This is a genomic window from Roseateles saccharophilus, from assembly GCF_031458095.1.
Taxonomy (GTDB): domain Bacteria; phylum Pseudomonadota; class Gammaproteobacteria; order Burkholderiales; family Burkholderiaceae_C; genus Pelomonas; species Pelomonas saccharophila_A.
The window spans coordinates 211,847-225,339 of sequence record NZ_JAVDXU010000005.1 but is presented as its reverse complement, the minus strand read 5'-3'; the positions used below and the strand labels follow the sequence as shown (position 1 = coordinate 225,339).

The window sequence follows — 13,493 nt, the reverse complement described above, 5'->3', positions numbered from 1 at the left end:
CTTCGGCACCCACGCGCCCTATGTCTGGGCCTCGCTCGCGGCCGTGGCCGTCGGCATCGCCATCGAACTCTGGTCTCTGCACCGATGAAACCTCGCCACTTTCGCCTCTTCGGCCTGCTCGCCATGCTGGCCCTGTTCGCCCTGGCCGGCGGCCTGGTGCTGAAGGCCTTCCGCCAGAACCTGGTCTTCTTCGTCACGCCCAGCGAGATCGCCCGCGGCGAGGCACCGGCCGGCGCGCGCTTTCGCCTCGGCGGGCTCGTGCAGGCGGGCTCCGTGCAACGCGACGGCAGCAACCTGAGCTTCACCATCACCGACGGCGCTCAAGCCGTCAAGGTGAGCTACCGCGGTCCGCTGCCCGACCTCTTCCGCGAGGGCAAGGGTGTCGTCGCCCAGGGCAGGCTGGCCGGCCTGGGCTTCGTCGCCGACGAGGTGCTGGCCAAGCATGACGAGAACTACATGCCGCCCGAGGCCACCGCGGCCATGAAGCAGGCGAGCGCGCGATGACACCCGAGCTGGGTCAGTTCGCTTTGCTGCTGGCGCTCGCCGTCACGCTCGCACAGGCCGTGCTGTCGCTGTGGGGCGCGCAGGCCGGACATGCGCGCTGGATGGCGCTGGCGCGGCCGTTGGCCAGCGTGGGCTTCGGCTTGGTCAGCTTCGCTTTCGCCACGCTGGTGGCCAGCTTCGTCCAGGTCGACACCTCGGTCGCCTATGTCGCCGCCAACGCGAGCCGCGAATTGCCGCTGGGCTATCGCATCACGGCGACCTGGGGCGGGCATGAGGGCTCGCTGCTGCTGTGGGTGTGGATGCTGTCGGCCTGGGGTGCCCTCGTCGCTGCGCGCAGCCGTGCGCTGCCGACTGCCTTCGCCGCGCGGGTGCAGGGCGTGCTCGGCGCCGTGGCGGCCGGCTTTCTCGCCTTCATCGCCTTCACGTCCAACCCCTTTGCCCGCCTGCTGCCGGCACCGCTGGAGGGTCGCGACCTGAACCCGCTGCTGCAGGACCCCGGCATGGCGGCCCACCCGCCGCTGCTCTATCTGGGCTATGTCGGCTTCGCGGTGGGCTTTGCCTTCGCGGTCGCGGCCCTGCTGGACGACGCACCCGATGCCCGCTGGACGCGCTGGGCCCGGCCCTGGGTGCTGGCCGCCTGGTCGGCGCTGACAGGCGGCATCCTGCTCGGCAGCTTCTGGGCCTATTACGAACTGGGCTGGGGCGGCTTCTGGTTCTGGGACGCGGTCGAGAACGCGGCCTTCATGCCCTGGCTGCTGGGCACGGCCCTCATCCATTCGCTGGCCGTCGCCGACAAGCGGCCGGGCTTTCTGCGCTGGAGCCTGCTGCTGGCCCTGCTGGCCTTTGCGCTGTCGCTGCTGGGTACCTTCCTCGTGCGCTCGGGCGTGGTCAGCTCGGTTCATGCGTTCGCGAGCGACCCTTCCCGCGGCCTCTTCATCCTCGGCTTGCTGGCTTCAGCCGTCGGCGGGTCGCTGACGCTGTATGCGCTGCGCGTGGGGCGCTTGCCGGCCACCGAAGGCTATGCGCTGGGCTCACGCGAATCCCTGCTGCTGCTGAACAACCTGCTGCTGGCCACGGCCACCGGCACCGTGCTGCTCGGCACCCTCTACCCGCTGGCGGCGGAGGTCATCAGCGGCACCAGGCTGTCGGTCGGTGCGCCCTATTTCGACACCGTCTTCCCGCCCCTCATGCTGCCTCTGGTCGCCTTGCTCGTCGTCGGGCCGCTGGCGCGCTGGCGGGCCGCGGCTCTCGGCGCCGTGAAGCCCTTGCTGCCGCTGGCCTTGGCCGCGCTGGCCAGCGCCGCGGTGCTGGCGCTGGCGCTGCAGGGCTCGTTGTGGCTGGCGGCCGGCATCGCCACCGGCCTGTGGGCCCTGGGCGGCACGCTGGCCCTGGCCTGGCGGCAGCGCGCCGCCTGGCGCCAGGGCCTGCCGCTGTGGCTGGCCCATGCCGGCGTGGCCGTCTTCGTGCTGGGGGTGACGCTGGTACGCAGCCTGGAGCAGGCGCATGACGTCCAGCTCGCGCCCGGCGAGCAGTTGCGCGTGGCCGGCCATCTGCTGGACTTTCAGAAGCTGGAGGCGGCGAGCGGCGCCAACTACCGCGCCGCCCGCGCCACGCTGAGCTGGCACCGCGGCGGCGAACCCCTGCTGCTGACGCCCGAGAAGCGGGTCTACACGCGTCGCCAGGCCGCGATGACCGAAGCGGCCATCTCGCGCAGCCTGTGGCGCGATGTCTACGTGAGCCTCGGCGACGCCGATGCCGACGGCCGCTGGGCGGTGCGCCTGCAGGTCAAGCCCTTCATGGGCTGGGTCTGGACGGGCGCCTTGCTGATGGCCGCCGGCGGCCTGTGGGGCGCCCTCGCGCACCGCCGTGGGCGGCGCGCGGCGTCCGGCATCGAGCTGCAGCCTCATTTCGTCCCCACGCTGTCGACGCCATGAAACTCAAGCTCGCCGCCCTGATTCCGCTGCTGGCCAGTGCCGCCCTGGTCGCCCTGCTCGCGCGCGGCCTGAACCGCGACGCGCGGGCCGAAACCACTTCACCGCTGATCGGCAAGCCGGCGCCCGCACTGGACCTCGAGCGCCTGGACGGCGAGGCCCAAGCCTTGCAGGGCCAGGTCTGGGTGCTCAACGTCTTCGCCTCCTGGTGCGGGCCCTGCCGCACTGAACTGCCGGTGCTGGGCCAGCTGGCGCAGCAAGGCGGCGTGCGCATTGTCGGCCTGGACTACCGCGACACGCCCGAACTGGGCCTGGCCTTCCTGAAGCGCCACGGCAACCCCTACGCGCTGACCTGGCTGGACCCGCTGGGCCAGGGCAGCCTGGCCTGGGGCATCACCGGCGTGCCTGAGACTTTTGTCATCGACAGGCGCGGCATCGTGAGGCTGCGGCACACCGGACCGGTGACGGCGCAAGACTTGAACCAGCGCCTGCTGCCCCTGATCGAAAGGCTCAAGCGTGCGTAGCCTGGTGCTGATCTCCCTCTTGCTGGCGACGGCCGCGCGTGCCGACGGCCTCGATGCCCGCGTCGAGCGCCTGGCCCAGGAGCTGCGCTGCGTCGTCTGCCAGGCCCAGAGCGTGGCCGAGTCCAATGCGCCGCTGGCCGTCGACATGAAGCGCCGGCTGCGCGAGGGCCTGGCCGCCGGCCGCAGCGAGCAGGCGCTGAAGGACGAACTGGTGCAGCGCTATGGCGAGCAGGTGCTCTACCGCCCCGCCCTGCATGGCGGCACCGTGCCGCTGTGGTTCGGCCCGCTGGCCCTGCTGGGCGTGGGCGGCCTCGTCTACTGGCGCAACGCCAAGCGATGACTGCCGGCTTCGTCCTCGCCGCCGCCACCGTGGCCCTGCTCGCGCTGCTGCCGCTGGCGCCGGCCTTGCTCGGCGGCCCCGGTCCGCGTGCCTGGCGCAGCGCCGCGGCCCTGGGCCTGGCCCTGCCGCTGGCGGCCGGCGTTCTCTATGCGCGGCTTGGCCAGCCTGAAGCCATCAACCCGCCGCCCGCCAACCCGGTGCAGCAGATGGTGCAACGCCTCGCCGACCGACTGCAGCTCACCCCCGACGATGCCGAAGGCTGGGCCCTGCTGGCCCGCGCCTACGAACAGCTCGGCCGCCCCCACGATGCCCTGCCCGCCTATGAGCAGCTGGAGCGCCTGCGCCCCGCCGACCCTCAACCCCTGAGCCAGCACGCCGTCACCCTGGCCCTGGTGCAGGGCAAGGGCTTGGACGGCGAACCCGAGACCCTGCTGCAGCGCGCGCTGAAGCTCGACCCCAAGCACGTACCGACGCTGGCCCTGCTCGGCAGCGCCGCCCATGAACGCGGCGACACCGCGGCGGCGGTGGCCTACTGGCGCCGCGTGCTGGCCGAGGTGCCGGCCGACAGCGACATCGCCGCCTCGCTGCGCGACAGCATCGCGAAGGTCCAGGGACGATGAGCAGGGCCTACATTGCGGCTGGTCTCGCATCAGGAGCTCCAGCCATCAACGCGCCGCCGCAATCCATCGCCTTCTGGGAAGCCTTGCGCTTCTGGCTCAAGCTCGGCTTCATCAGCTTCGGCGGGCCTGCCGGGCAGATCGCCATCATGCACACCGAACTGGTCGAGCGGCGCCGCTGGATCAGCGAGAAGCGCTTTTTGCATGCGCTGAACTACTGCATGGTCCTGCCCGGCCCCGAGGCCCAGCAGCTGGCCACCTATATCGGCTGGCTGATGCATCGCAGCTGGGGCGGTATCGTCTCCGGCGCCCTGTTCGTGCTGCCGTCGCTGTTCATCCTCATCGCCCTGTCCTGGGTCTATCTGGCCTGGGGCCAGCTGCCCGTCGTGGCCGGCCTGTTCTATGGGCTGAAACCCGCCGTCACGGCCCTGGTCGTGCATGCCGCCCACCGCATCGGCACGCGGGCGCTGAAGAACGCCTGGCTGTGGGGCATTGCCGCGGCGGCCTTCGTCGCCATCTTTGCGCTGGACGCGCCCTTCCCCCTCATCGTGCTCGCGGCCGGCCTCATCGGTCACATCGGCGGGCGGCGCGCGCCGCACATCTTCGCCCTCGGCGGCGGCCATGGCGCGGCCAAGCAGAGTTACGGCCCGGCCCTGATCGCCGACGACACGCCGACGCCGCCACATGCCGTCTTCACGCGCGCACGCCTGGCGCGCGTGCTGGCCATCGGCCTCGGCCTGTGGGGGGCTGCCATGGCCGGCCTGGTCGCCGCCTACGGTCTGCAGGGCGCGCTGACGCAGATGGGCTGGTTCTTCACCAAGGCCGCGCTGCTGACCTTTGGTGGCGCCTATGCCGTGCTGCCTTACGTCTACCAAGGCGCCGTCGAACACCACCAGTGGCTGAGCGGCACTCAGATGATCGACGGCCTGGCTCTGGGCGAGACGACGCCGGGGCCGCTGATCATGGTGGTGGCCTTCGTCGGCTTTGTCGGCGGCTGGACCCAAGCCCTCTTCGGGCCTGACGCCCTCTTCCTCGCCGGTGCAGCGGCCGCCAGTGTCGTCACCTTCTTCACCTTCCTGCCGTCCTTCGTCTTCATCCTGGCCGGCGGGCCGGTCATCGAGTCCACCCATGGCAAGCTGAAGTTCACCGCGCCGCTGACGGCCATCACGGCCGCCGTCGTCGGCGTCATCCTCAACCTCGCGATGTTCTTCGCCTGGCATGTGCTGTGGCCGCAGGGCTGGAGCGGCCGCTTCGACTGGATTTCGGCCTTGATCGCCGTGGCCGCGGGCGTGGCGCTGTTCCGCTTCAAGCTCGGCGTCATGCCCCTGCTGGGCTTGTGCGCCGGCCTGGGTTTTGCGCTGAGCCTGGCAGGCGTGGCGGCGTGATTCGCCGCGAGCTGCTGCTGGCCGCTCTCGCCCTGCCGATGCCGGGCCACGCCGCTTCGCCAGGGAACATCGCTCGACAGCTGGCCGAGAGCTACCCGGCCACTGCGTCGCCCGGCTACGTCGGCGCGCTGATCGGCGCGGCCCAGCGCCGCCTGGGACTCAAACCCAATCGGCCCGCCCCGCCTGCCACGCTGCCTGACGAATGGCCGCAGCGCGCCGGCTATGCGGCCTTTGCAGAGGCCGCTCGCGACGACGGCGACGAGGCGGCTCGCCTGCTGGCGCTGCAGGCGCTGCGCGCTTCCATCGTCGACACGCCCCAGGGCCCGCGCGTCGCCGGCCTGCGCGCCTGGACCGACGATCTCTTCATGCCGACGCTGCTGTTCGACCGCGCTCTGCCGCTGCTGCCCGCGGCCGAGCGGCTCCGCGCGGCCGAGGCGCTGAACGCCTCGCTGCTGGCCCTGGCCGAGCGCCTGCAGCGTGCCGACGGCCTGTTCAATCACGCCGTCGGGTCGCCGGTGGCCTGGGGCCGCGGCAATGGCTTCGCGGCCCTGGCGTTGACCCAGGCGCTGACCGGGCCTCTGCCCGATTCACCCGCGCTGCTCGCCCGTTTGCAGGTCCATCTGCAAGCCGTCCTGCCGCTGCAGCGCGATGACGGCCTGTGGCGCCAGGTGCTGGACCATGCCGGTGCCGCGCCCGAGCTGACCGTCACGGCCATGAACCTGGCCGCCCTCGTGACGGCACGCCGCCAGGGCTGGCTGCCCGCCAGCTCGCTGGATGACGCCATCGGCCGCGCCTGGACGGGCGTGCAATCGCGCTTCGATGCCGACGGCGGCTTGCGCGATGTCTGCGCCGGCACGCCGGCCGGGCCGACGCTGGATTTCTATCTGCAGCGGCCGATGGTGAACGGCCGCGATGAGCGCGCCGCAGCGATGGTGCTGCTGGCGGCGCTCTCCGTGGCCTAGTTTTGCTGGCTCAACAGCGCCTTGGCCGCCTCGATGCGCAGGGCCAGCGTGACCGTCTCGTCGTTCAGCACCTGCTGCAGAAAGCGCCTCGGGTCCAGGTCTGCACCCGCCGCCTTCGCGAGGGGCACCGGAGATGCCACGGGCTGCAGGCCCTGCAGCAGCGCGTCGAAAGCCGCCGGCTTGATGCTCTCCAGCCGCGCGAGCAGATCGGCCTGCCCTTCGATGCCCGGTGGAATGTCCAGCCACGGCGTGTCGGCAAACACCGGCGCGAGGTCGGGCGCGACAAAGGCCGACCAGTTGCCCGTCGACGCCTGCTCCGCGGGCACGAGGGCGGTGCCGAAAGACTGCCCCGACGGACTCCAGCGCAGGCGCGAAGGCGGCGCGATGTCCGCCAGATAGCGCGACTGCAGATGCGCGAGAAACGCTGCCGCACGCGCTGCGCTCACCGGTTGCTGCAGCGAGAACCACAGCTGCAGCCCGTCGGTGCCCGATACGGCGATGGCGGGTGCCGGCCACTGCAGGTCCAGTTGCACGCCGCGCCAGACCCGGGACAGCGCCTCCCAGTCGGCCGGTCCGGTCAGCTCCATGACCATGGCCCGCATCTGGCCCGCCTCATCCATCAAGCGCCCGCCATCCTCGGGCGAGGGCAAGAGATACAGGCGGTGCAACTCGGACTGCAGGCGATTCATGGCTCGGACGGAGGTCGGACCGCGCGAATCTACCGCAGCGCGCCGCAGCCCCGCCTGGCGCTCACAAACCCAGTGCCCGCACATCCGCGCCCATGGCTTCGGCGATCAGCCGCATGTCATGGTCGCTGATGGCGAACAGCCCGAAGCGCAAGGCATAGCCCCAGCGCGCGCGGTCCTGCACGAACTCGAAGTGGTCGAGCAGGGGCGCGATGGCTGCTTCGGCGGCGGGCAGATAGTCCACATCCTTGCGATAGGGCACGAAGCCGTCGCCCATGTCGAAGGCATAGGCCTCGCCCGGCTTGACCACACCCAGCGACACGAAGGCCTGCAGCTTGTCGCTGCCACCCATGGTGACGGTGGGCGCGTAGTAGGCCACGCGGTCACCCGGCTTCACGCGCCGCAGCGGTGCAACCTTGCCATGGCAGACCTGCATATAGCCAGCATCGGGCTGCGCGCAGCCCCGGCGCGCATGGGTGGCGCTGGCCACGGCAATCCAGTTGCCGCGCGAAGCGGCCGCGGCGGGGGCCGCCGATTCGGTCCACAAGGTGGCCTGCCGGAAGGTCTGGCTCTCGGCTGAGCTGATGGCGTTTCTCATGGCACAACTGGTGTTCGATGGTGAGGTCGCCATGATGGCCAAAGGCGTGACAAGCGCTTGTCAGCAGGTGAGAGCCACGCATGGCCCGCTAGGGTCAACACCGAGCCCGCTATGCCTGTTTGAGCCTTGAGCTATGCCGCCTCGGGCAGGGCGATGTGCTTTCGCTCCCACACATCCGAAAACACGATAGCTGCGGGCGAAGAAGTCATAGGTTTGGCATGTAACCGCTCCGTACCATTTTTGCAGCCGGCCCCACCAGAGGGCCGTCTTCACAACGAAAACCCCGGAGACCCCATGCCAAAGAACCCCTTCAAGCCGACCCGGCTGGCCCTGCTGTTGCCGGCTTTCGCGCTGCTGCCCGCCGCGGCACAGACCACGCCGAATGACAACGATGCCAGCAAGCTGGACACCGTCATCGTCAGTGGCATCCGCGCCTCGGTGCGCAAGGCCCTGGACACCAAGGAGGCGTCCAACAGCATGATCGAGGTCATCGCCTCGGAGGACATCGGCAAGCTGCCCGACACGACCGTCGCCGAGTCCCTCGCCCGCCTGCCCGGCCTGTCCGCCGGCATCGACCGCGGCAACGCCAGCCAGATCGTCGCCCGCGGCCTGGGCCCGCGCTTTGTCGGTGCGACGTTGAACGGCCGCGAGTTCGCCTCCTCCGAGCCCGACCGCGCCGTGCGCTTCGAGATGTTCCCGGCCGAGTCGGTGTCGGGCGCCACGGTCTACAAGACGCAGTCGGCGGAGATCGTCGAAGGCGGCATCGCCACCACCATCGACCTGCAGACCGTACAGCCGCTGGCCTACCGCGAGCGCACCGTGTCGCTGAAGGCCGACGCGCTGTACTACCAGCTCGGCAAGGACATCCAGGGCGCCAAGAAGCTTGCGCCGCGCCTGGGCGGCATCTATGTCGACCAATTCCTCAACCGGACGCTGGGCGTGGCCCTGGCCTTCAGCTACTACGACCAGCCCTCGCTGGAGGATCGCGTCGACAACTGGGGCTTCAACGAGACCCACTCAGCCGACGTGACCGGCGACGGCAAGGTCGACAAGACGCCCTGGGGCTTCCAGAACGGCGTCAAGAAAGGCACCGACAAGCGCTCCAGCCTGCTGGGCAAGGTCGAATACAAGCCGAGCAGCAATGTCGCCATCACCGGCGACGTCTACGCGGCGCGCTCCAACATCCTCGAACCCACCCTCGTGCACGTGGAGGGCAATGTCGGCAACTGGGACGGCTGGCAGAGCGGCAACTTCAGCAAGGTCACGACCGACGGCGGCTACGTGACCGGCGCCACGGTATCCGGCGTCAACCTGGACAACCTGAACGCGCGCTGGAAGCAGAACATGCGCAACTTCGCCGCCGGCCTGAACGGCAAGTTCAAGCTCGACGACTGGCAGCTCGATGCCGACATCGCCCGCTCCACCGCTGGCCGCGACACGATGTGGACGGCCGTGCAGATGAGCATGCTGCAACCCGGCTCGGTCACCTGGAGCTTTCCTCGCGACGGCTGGATGACCTATGGCTTCAGCACCGACACCGGCAACCCGGCCAACTTCTCCACCAACGTGACCGAGCAATGGGGCCCGACCTATGTGGGCAAGCTCAACGACTCGCTGAACTCCCAGCAGTTCAACGCCAGCCGCGCCGTCAAGTGGGGCGACATTAGCAAGCTCAAGTTCGGCCTGCGTGCCACCCAGCGCGACAAGTCCTATGCCCAGACCTCGTGGTATTACTCGGGCGCAGCCACCGTGCCGACCAGCGCCTTCCAGCGCGTGACGGTCGCCGGCCGGCCCGACTTCATCGAGTTCGCCGAAGGTTTCGACAGCGCCGTGCCCAAGTACTTCGGCAATGCCGCGCTGAGCGCCGACGGCCGCAGCCCCACCACCAGCGACCTGGTGCAGAACAGCTGGCGCGCCAAGGAAAGCAGCAGCGCCGCCTTCGCCCAGGCCGACCTGAACGGCAGCGTCTTCGGCGACCTGAGCTACCGCGGCAATGTGGGCCTGCGCGCTGTGCACACCAGCCAGACAGGTTACGGCATGGAGCAGGTCAACAGCGGCGCGCCCACGCCCGTGTCGGCCGGCACCAGCTACACGCGCTTCCTGCCCAGCCTCAACCTCATCCTCAACCTGGATGCGGAGGACGTGAACCAGCTGCGCTTCGGCGTCTCGCGCGCCATGGCCCGCGCGCCGCTGGACGTGATGAACGCGGCCCACACCGTCAGCATCGACCCCAATGGCGTCAACCCGACGACGGTCTCGGGCGGCAACCCGCAACTCAAGCCCATGATGGCCAGCCAGGTCGACCTGACCTTCCAGCGCTACTTCGACAAGGACAGCCTGGTCTCGGTGGGCCTGTTCTACAAGCACATCAGCGACTACATCGGCATCGCCTCGGTGGCGGGCACGTTCAACGGCAAGGCGGCCTATTACACGCAGCAGGTCAATCGCGACGGCGGCAACGTCAAGGGCATTGAGCTGGTCTATCAGCAGGCCTTCACCAAGCTGCCCGAGCCGTGGAACAGCCTGGGGCTGATGGCCAACTACACCTACAGCGACAGCAATATCAAGGAGAACGGCGACCGCAGCGGCGGCTCGTTCACGCCCATCGCCACCAACGGCCTGATGAAGAGCAACGGCGGCCTGACGCTCTGGTATGCCCGCAACGGCTTCGAGGCCCGCCTGGCCGCCAACCACCACTCGGCCTACAACCGCGCGCCGACCTGGGACTCGACCGCCTTCCAGCTCAACGGCGCCGAAACCTGGGTGTCGGCCAATGTGTCGCAGCAGCTCACGTCGCAGCTGCAGGTGCGCTTCGGCGTCGAGAACGCCACCAACCAGCGCGTCACCTACACCGACCCGCTCAACCCCTGGCACCAGAGCAACTTCCAGTTCGGGCGGCGCTTCAACGTGGGGCTGACCTACAAGCTGTGATGCCGGCGTAGCATGAGCGTTCCAACGTCGTATCGGGACGCCATGAAGCACCCTCTCGTGACCGCCCTCCTCCTCGTCGCCGCCCTGGCCTGCTACGGCTTTGGGCTGGGCGGGGACATCGCGCTGCTGCTGGCCCTGGGCGCCGTCTTCGAGCTGGGGTTCTGGGCCCGCGCGGTGCCGGGCTTTGGCTTGCTGTCGCGCAAGCGGGAGCAGCGGGCCGAAAGCGCGTCAACAGGTCACCCGGGGTAACCGGAAATCTCTGCCCGTCCGGCCGCCCGGCTTGACGGGCATTGGAATTGCCCCTCCCGCCTGCCAGCAATGGGTAGGGCACGGCCATGCTGGCCAAGCCCTGTCAGTGCCTGATCCAGCAGGAGTACGTCATGAACATGCGCCAATCCACTTCATGGCAGACACCGGTCCGCGCGACGGTTGCCGCAGCGGCCGTGGTCGCGATCGTCTTGCCCCTCACCGCGCAAACCCAGACCGCCACCGAGATCTATCAGCAGGAACGCGCCAACTGCCTGGCCGGCAAGACCCAGCAGTCGCAGGCCGACTGCCTCTACGAAGCCCGCTCGGTGCTGCGTGACCGGCGTGCCGGTGGCCTGGAGCCCGGTGAATCGCCTGCGGCAATTGCTCCCACCGGCGATGCCGCCGGGGCGGATGCACTGCCGCCGCGTGCCGACCGCCACTGAGCTTCCCTGGCGAATCCGCCGGGTGGCATCCGGCCGACATCGCGGCGCGCTCTACTAGCCCGTCGCACCAGCCCCGCCGTCCATCATGAGATGACCACCCAGCACGGACGGCGAGAAATCGGCTGTGCCAACGGGTTTTCGCCCTTCGGTCCAGGCCTCGAGCGTCGCGGCAGCCATCGGCCGCGCCAGGAAATAGCCCTGCAGCTCGTCGCAATGCAGCGCCAGCAGGATGTCGCGCTGCCCCTGGGTCTCCACGCCTTCGGCGACGACGCGCAGCCCGAGTTCATGGGCCAGCTGGATGACGGCACTGACGATGGCCCTGGCATCGGCGCTGCCCTCCACGTCGCAGACGAAGCTGCGATCGATCTTGAGCTGGCGCGCGGGCAGTTGGCGCAGATAGCTGAGGCTGGAATAGCCGGTCCCGAAATCGTCGATGGACAGAAACACGCCGATGCGGGCCAATTGCTCGAAGGCGCGCTGGGTGCTCTTGATGTCCTCCATCGCGACGGATTCGGTGATCTCGCAAAGCAGTTGCGAGGGCTCGACGAAATTCCTGGCCAGCGCCGCTTCGATCCGCCTTGCGAGGTCTTCCTCGCGCAACTGATGCACCGACAGATTGATGGCCACGCGCATATGCAGGCCGATCTCGGCCCAGGCGTGCATCTGCCGGCAGGCCTCGTCGATGACCCAGTTGCCCAGGCTGTTGATGAGGCCGAAGCGCTCGGCAATCGGGATGAACAGGCCCGGATTCAGCAGGCCGCGCTCCGGATGATTCCAGCGCAGCAGGGCTTCAACGCCGCGGATCTGGCCGTGCTGGCCATCGATCTTGGGCTGGTAGTGGAGCTGCAATTGCCCTTGATCGATGGCGAGCCGCAGGTCGTTCAGCAGATGGAGTTGCTCTTGTGCGCCCTCGTCCATATGGGTCTCGTACAGCGCATAGGTGCTGCCGCCGGCGCGTTTGGCGGTGTACATCGCGGCATCCGCATGCATGACCAGCTTGGCGCCATCACCGTGATCAGGGTAGGCGGCGATGCCGACCGACCCAGACAAGGCGACCCGGCGGCCACCGATCTCCAGAGGTGCCGCCAACGCCTCGATCAGGCGGCGGGCGAGGCTGACGCAGTCCGCCAGGCTGCTGACGTCCTCCATCAGCAGCACGAATTCGTCGCCGCCGATGCGCGCCACCGTGTCGGCATCGCGCGCCGCTGAACTCAGGCGCACGGCGACCTCCTTCAGCACGGCATCGCCAGCGGCATGGCCCAGCGAGTCGTTGATCGGCTTGAAGCCGTCGAGATCGACAAACAGCACCGCCACCTTGCCGGCATTGCGTTCCGAAATCTGCTCCCCGGCGCGCGCATGGCGCTGCAGCGCATGGGCCAGGCGGTCTTCGAACAGCATGCGGTTGGGCAGGCCGGTGAGCGGATCCTGGAAGGCCCGCCGCCGCAATTCCTCGTTGGCCGTTTCCAGCTTCACGTTCGCGACCTTCAGCGAGCTGCGCATGCGAGCGTCCAGGGTCGACGTGAACAGGGTCATGGCCAGCAGTGCAATGGACGACACCGACACCACCATCCCGAGCTGCGGGCCCGCCAGCGCATCCGCGCTCAGGCAGACGGTGCCGGCCGGGAAACTCGCCGCCGCCATGCCCGTGTAATGCATGCCGCAGATGGCGATGCCCATCACCAGGGCTGCCAGCGGCTGGAAGATCATGCCGCGCTTCTCCCCCATCTTGCGCAGCCAGAAGAAGATCAGCAAGGCCGCCGCCGACGCGCCGATCGCGATCAACGCCGAAGCCGCCACCAGCAAGGGATTCCAGACGATGCCGGGCGACATGTCGAGAGCGGCCATGCCCGTGTAGTGCATGGCGCAGATGCCCAGGCCCATCGCGATGGCGCCCCCGGCCAGGCGGCGCCAGTTGAGCTCGCCCTGGCTGGCGACAAACAGCGCAATGGCCGACACGGCGACGCCGGCAATCCACGAGGCCACCGTCAGCCCCACGGTATAGCCCAGCGGAATGGGCAGGGAGAAGGCCAGCATGCCGACGAAATGCATGCACCAGATGCCCGTGCCCATCGCCAGCGAGCCGCCTATCCACCAGCTCAGGGCCACGCCGCGATCGCGGGTGCGGACACGCTTGGCCAGGTCAAGCGCGACAAAGGACGCAAAGCTGGCGATCAGCAGCGACGCGGCGACGACCCACGGGGCATAGCTGGAGGGCAGATATTGCATGGCTGGCCGTTCGCCTCCCTGGCGCCAGATAACAGCAAGACTCGACGGAACTTGCGTGTTCCGCAGCGCTGCAAACGCCACCAACTCTACCCCGCTT

13 protein-coding genes are annotated in these 13,493 nt (G+C 69.1%); 10 read left to right on the top strand and 3 right to left on the bottom strand.

Features of this window, described 5'->3' with window-relative positions:
- Nucleotides 1-84: 84 nt before the first annotated feature.
- From ccmE to J2X20_RS26395, 7 genes are read left to right on the top strand one after another with little or no spacing between them, the layout of a single operon-like run.
- Nucleotides 85-504, top strand: a complete 420-nt coding sequence (ccmE, locus tag J2X20_RS26425; protein ID WP_310272099.1) for a cytochrome c maturation protein CcmE — start codon at nucleotides 85-87, stop codon at nucleotides 502-504.
- Nucleotides 501-2,438 (top strand): heme lyase CcmF/NrfE family subunit, encoded by a 1,938-nt coding sequence (locus tag J2X20_RS26420; RefSeq protein ID WP_310272096.1) that lies wholly within the window; start codon nucleotides 501-503, stop codon nucleotides 2,436-2,438. Before ccmE ends, J2X20_RS26420 begins: the two co-directional genes overlap by 4 nt.
- Nucleotides 2,435-2,959: a DsbE family thiol:disulfide interchange protein gene (locus J2X20_RS26415; RefSeq protein ID WP_310272092.1), complete on the top strand. Its 525-nt coding sequence runs from the start codon at nucleotides 2,435-2,437 to the stop codon at nucleotides 2,957-2,959. The genes J2X20_RS26420 and J2X20_RS26415 overlap by 4 nt, the downstream gene beginning before the upstream one ends.
- Before the next feature lie 4 nt (nucleotides 2,960-2,963).
- On the top strand, nucleotides 2,964-3,299 hold the full coding sequence (locus tag J2X20_RS26410) for a cytochrome c-type biogenesis protein (RefSeq protein ID WP_310272089.1): 336 nt from the start codon (nucleotides 2,964-2,966) through the stop codon (nucleotides 3,297-3,299).
- Nucleotides 3,296-3,919, top strand: a complete 624-nt coding sequence (locus J2X20_RS26405; RefSeq protein ID WP_310272086.1) for a tetratricopeptide repeat protein — start codon at nucleotides 3,296-3,298, stop codon at nucleotides 3,917-3,919. The genes J2X20_RS26410 and J2X20_RS26405 overlap by 4 nt, the downstream gene beginning before the upstream one ends.
- Nucleotides 3,916-5,301: a chromate efflux transporter gene (gene chrA / locus J2X20_RS26400; protein WP_310272083.1), complete on the top strand. Its 1,386-nt coding sequence runs from the start codon at nucleotides 3,916-3,918 to the stop codon at nucleotides 5,299-5,301. The genes J2X20_RS26405 and chrA overlap by 4 nt, the downstream gene beginning before the upstream one ends.
- Nucleotides 5,298-6,263 carry a glycoside hydrolase family 88 protein gene (locus J2X20_RS26395; protein ID WP_310272080.1) on the top strand — a complete coding sequence of 322 codons (966 nt, stop codon included), beginning with the start codon at nucleotides 5,298-5,300 and terminating at the stop codon, nucleotides 6,261-6,263. Before chrA ends, J2X20_RS26395 begins: the two co-directional genes overlap by 4 nt.
- Here J2X20_RS26395 and J2X20_RS26390 read toward each other — a convergent pair.
- Together J2X20_RS26390 and J2X20_RS26385 are read right to left on the bottom strand one after the other, a co-directional pair.
- Complete coding sequence (locus J2X20_RS26390) at nucleotides 6,260-6,952, bottom strand: hypothetical protein (RefSeq protein WP_310272077.1); 693 nt, start codon at nucleotides 6,950-6,952, stop codon at nucleotides 6,260-6,262. The two genes, J2X20_RS26395 and J2X20_RS26390, sit on opposite strands and share 4 nt — an antisense overlap.
- A gap of 61 nt (nucleotides 6,953-7,013) precedes the next feature.
- The gene (locus J2X20_RS26385) at nucleotides 7,014-7,547 is read right to left on the bottom strand and encodes an EVE domain-containing protein (protein WP_310272074.1); all 534 of its coding nucleotides are present in this window, start codon (nucleotides 7,545-7,547) and stop codon (nucleotides 7,014-7,016) included.
- Nucleotides 7,548-7,841: 294 nt separating this feature from the next.
- Here J2X20_RS26385 and J2X20_RS26380 point away from each other — a divergent pair, with 294 nt between their 5' ends.
- The 3 genes from J2X20_RS26380 (at nucleotide 7,842) to J2X20_RS26370 (ending at nucleotide 11,170) form a co-directional block, all read left to right on the top strand.
- A complete protein-coding gene (locus J2X20_RS26380) occupies nucleotides 7,842-10,478 on the top strand; it encodes a TonB-dependent receptor (RefSeq protein ID WP_310272071.1) in 2,637 nt (878 codons plus the stop codon).
- Between the two features lie 42 nt (nucleotides 10,479-10,520).
- On the top strand, nucleotides 10,521-10,727 hold the full coding sequence (locus tag J2X20_RS26375) for a hypothetical protein (RefSeq protein ID WP_310272068.1): 207 nt from the start codon (nucleotides 10,521-10,523) through the stop codon (nucleotides 10,725-10,727).
- Between the two features lie 86 nt (nucleotides 10,728-10,813).
- Entirely contained in the window at nucleotides 10,814-11,170 is a 357-nt protein-coding gene (locus J2X20_RS26370; RefSeq protein ID WP_310272066.1) for a hypothetical protein, read from the top strand.
- 54 nt (nucleotides 11,171-11,224) lie between these two features.
- Here the strand turns inward: J2X20_RS26370 and J2X20_RS26365 are convergent, their stop codons facing one another.
- Nucleotides 11,225-13,396 carry a putative bifunctional diguanylate cyclase/phosphodiesterase gene (locus tag J2X20_RS26365; RefSeq protein ID WP_310272063.1) on the bottom strand — a complete coding sequence of 724 codons (2,172 nt, stop codon included), beginning with the start codon at nucleotides 13,394-13,396 and terminating at the stop codon, nucleotides 11,225-11,227.
- Between the last annotated feature and the right edge of the window lie 97 nt (nucleotides 13,397-13,493).

Excerpts from the sequence above, each read along its gene's own strand:
- chrA (WP_310272083.1), top strand. The coding sequence starts at position 3,916 with ATGAGCAGGGCCTACATTGCGGCTGGTCTCGCATCAGGAGCTCCAGCC.
- J2X20_RS26385 (WP_310272074.1), bottom strand. The coding sequence starts at position 7,547 with ATGAGAAACGCCATCAGCTCAGCCGAGAGCCAGACCTTCCGGCAGGCC.
- J2X20_RS26365 (WP_310272063.1), bottom strand. The coding sequence starts at position 13,396 with ATGCAATATCTGCCCTCCAGCTATGCCCCGTGGGTCGTCGCCGCGTCG.
- J2X20_RS26405 (WP_310272086.1), top strand. The coding sequence starts at position 3,296 with ATGACTGCCGGCTTCGTCCTCGCCGCCGCCACCGTGGCCCTGCTCGCG.
- J2X20_RS26375 (WP_310272068.1), top strand. The coding sequence starts at position 10,521 with ATGAAGCACCCTCTCGTGACCGCCCTCCTCCTCGTCGCCGCCCTGGCC.
- J2X20_RS26415 (WP_310272092.1), top strand. The coding sequence starts at position 2,435 with ATGAAACTCAAGCTCGCCGCCCTGATTCCGCTGCTGGCCAGTGCCGCC.
- J2X20_RS26420 (WP_310272096.1), top strand. The coding sequence starts at position 501 with ATGACACCCGAGCTGGGTCAGTTCGCTTTGCTGCTGGCGCTCGCCGTC.
- J2X20_RS26390 (WP_310272077.1), bottom strand. The coding sequence starts at position 6,952 with ATGAATCGCCTGCAGTCCGAGTTGCACCGCCTGTATCTCTTGCCCTCG.
- ccmE (WP_310272099.1), top strand. The coding sequence starts at position 85 with ATGAAACCTCGCCACTTTCGCCTCTTCGGCCTGCTCGCCATGCTGGCC.
- J2X20_RS26380 (WP_310272071.1), top strand. The coding sequence starts at position 7,842 with ATGCCAAAGAACCCCTTCAAGCCGACCCGGCTGGCCCTGCTGTTGCCG.
- J2X20_RS26370 (WP_310272066.1), top strand. The coding sequence starts at position 10,814 with ATGCTGGCCAAGCCCTGTCAGTGCCTGATCCAGCAGGAGTACGTCATG.